The sequence below is a fragment of the Caldimonas sp. genome, from assembly GCF_046289365.1.
Classification (GTDB): Bacteria; Pseudomonadota; Gammaproteobacteria; order Burkholderiales; family Burkholderiaceae_C; genus Caldimonas.
On record NZ_JBKBVU010000292.1, the window covers coordinates 1 to 2,768 of the forward strand.

Annotated in this window: 2 protein-coding genes; both read right to left on the reverse strand. The window is 73.5% G+C overall.

Going from position 1 to position 2,768, the window contains the following annotated elements:
* Positions 1 to 317: 317 nt before the first annotated feature.
* Positions 318 to 1,313, reverse strand: a complete 996-nt coding sequence (locus ACK42S_RS17120) for an HlyD family efflux transporter periplasmic adaptor subunit (protein WP_409710407.1) — start codon at positions 1,311 to 1,313, stop codon at positions 318 to 320.
* A partial coding sequence (locus ACK42S_RS17125) for a TolC family protein (RefSeq protein ID WP_409710410.1) occupies positions 1,310 to 2,768 on the reverse strand: 1,459 nt, incomplete at its 5' end. The genes ACK42S_RS17125 and ACK42S_RS17120, both read right to left, overlap by 4 nt.

The window sequence follows — 2,768 nt, forward strand, 5'->3', positions numbered from 1 at the left end:
AACAGGTCAGCGCCGGGCTGAGAGCGCCAGAAGGACGAGGGCTTGATGCGCGATGTGCTCATGGGCGCCATCATGCCGGCTCACGGGCTGCAAGGGGGAGGGAGGTTTCGAGAAGTGCCCAGCTGGGACATACAATCCACTTCGGCCACGGCCGGCCCCGTTTTGTTGCCTCGAGAACAACAATTCTGCCGGGTCGGCCGTGCGCCTCTCTCCCCTCAGTTGGGAGAAGAATCAATTTTTTCCAGTCAGCGCCGATGATGGAGCAGCTGCTGCGCGGTTTCATCCTCCATCCAGGGGAGGGGCCCCGCCAGGGGGCCTCACCACAGGCCGAACTGCACGTCCAGCGGCAAGCCGTGAATGCGGTAGCGCGCCGGCAGGGGCTCCAAGGGGCGCAGCATCACCAGCACCGACGCTGTGCGCGGTGACAGCGGGGAGACCCGGTCGGCCGGCAGACGCTCCACATGGGGCACGATTTCGGCCACCTCGGCCGCAGCGCGGTGCCCGTCGGCAAAACGCAGGGTGACGCGCCGGCCCGGCTGGGCGCGCCGCGCTTCGGCAGGGTCGAGGTAGGCCTGCACCTGGGGCGGGCCCGCCGACTGCAGCAGCACCGCCTCGGCGCCTGCCGGGTGCCACTCGCCGGCATGCACGTACACGCGGGCCACCTGAGCGTCGAAGGCGGCATGGACGACAGGGGCGACGACGGCGGCCTGGGCCGGCGGCGGGACGACGGCGTGCGCCTGGGCGGCCAGGGCTTCGCGGTGCTCGGCCAGCTCGCCGCGGGCGCGGTTGAGGTCGGCCTGGGCCTGCAGCGCCTGGGCCCGCGCGGCCTCGACCTCGGGTCGCGTGGCCGCCCCCTGGGCCTGCAGGGCCTCGATGCGGGCCAGGCGCTCCCGACGCAGCCGCCACTGCCGCTCGGCCAGGGCCACGGCCTCGCGCAACATGCGGTCGCGGGCCTGCCCCACCGGCAGCGGCATCGACGGCCTCTGGGACGCGGGGGCGGACACCGCCGATTCGCGCATCCGCAACACCGGCGCACCGGCCGCCAGGGCCTGCCCCGGCGCGGCCACGTACTCGATCAGGCCCCCTTGCGGCACGCGCACCACGCTTTGTTCGAGCACCACGCTGGCAGGCACCTGGGCGAACAGCAGGCCGCCCAGAAAGCGCGCGGCCAGGTACAACGGGGCGGCCAGCACCAGGGCCAGCAGCAGGTACCAGCGCCAGCGCGGCACCTGCCGCTTGGCCGCGGCGTAGCGCACGGCCAGGCCGCTGGGGTCCTGGCCGGCGCCGGGCGGTGCATCGAAGCGAATTTTCATGGCGGTGCGTCGAGATAGGTTTCCAGGGACTGCACCAGCCAGCCGCCATAGCGGGGATGGCCCGACAAGGCCTCGTGCCAGGCCTGCCACTGCGCCAGCGCCGCCGTGCGCCCGCGGTGGAAGTGGCTGTGGGCGGCATCGAGGGTCGGCTCGATGCTCCAGGCCAGCGAGACGGTGAGCCCCTCGGGGGCGGCGTCCAGGACCTGGCGGGCCCGTTGCAGAGCCCGTTGCGGGTGGGTGACGTAGACCATCGCCACCACCTCGTCCACGCCGGCCTCGCGCAGTCGCCGGCCCAGGCGGGCCTCGGTCAGCTCGCGGGGGTGGGTGGTCAGTACGATGGGCCAGTCCACGGTGCGGCGCACGGCCGACATCGTATCCAGCAGGTCGCGCGCCCAGCGACGCTGGTGCTGCGGTGGCAACTGACTGCGTTCGAGATCCAGGTGCACGGCGTCGAAGGGCAGCGCGCGCCAAGCCGCCAGCCGGGCCAGCAGTTCGCCACGATGCTGGGGCAGCACCCAGGTCGGCTCGCCCAGCAGCCACTCGGCACGCCATCCGCGCGCATGCAGGCGAGCCAGCAAGTCGAGCAGCCGCTGGTGCGCCGAGGGGTCGAGAGTCAGGCGCTCGAGTTGCGCCGCGTCGAACGACAGCAGCACTCGGCCGGTACCCGCGGGCAGACGGTCCAGCCGGGACGGGTCGTCCAGCAGCGCCTGGGCCTGCCAGACATACCAGCCCATCGGCCCGGCAGCCGGTGCCGGTGCGACCGCATCCGCGGCCAGCTCCTGTGACAACGCCGCCAGCGCCTGGGTCTCCAGGTTCTCGTCGGGCGCGGCGGCGGCGTCGCACTCGCCCGCCAGGGCCAACACCTGCACGTCGGCCAAGGCGGCACGCTCGCGCGCGTCCAGGTGGTCCACCAGTGCCTGGTACAGCGCATAACGTGCCTGCGCGGCCCGCTCGTACCCGTCCCCCTCCTGCAAGGCATGGGCCCGCAGGCTGGCCACGCGCGCGCCCTGCAGCGCTGCCTCGAGCCGCCGCGCATAGGTCGAGCGCTCTTGGCCGCGCAACTCCCGTTCGTCCAGGGCCTGCGCAATGGCCAGGCGCTGCTCCTGTTCGCGCAAGGCCACGAGGGCTTGGGCCTGCGCGGCCCGGCTGCGAGCCTGGGCCTGGCGGGCGTCGCGCCAGCGACGCCATTGCAGCGGCACGCTCAGGTCCACGCCGATCGCGGTGCCGTAGCCGGCTGGTCCTCCCAGGTCGCGGCTGAGGCCGTGCGACAGGCTCACACCGGCCTCGACGCCATCCCAGCGCAGGCGGCGGGCCTCCTGCTGCGCCGCCTGCCCCTCCAGCCGCGCCAGAGCCACCGGCAAGGCTTCGGCGGCGGCCCCGGCCAGCCTCTCGGGATCGAAGCACGAGGTGCTCCACTGCGGCCAAGGCACCGCCGGTGGCGCCTGCCCCTCCAAC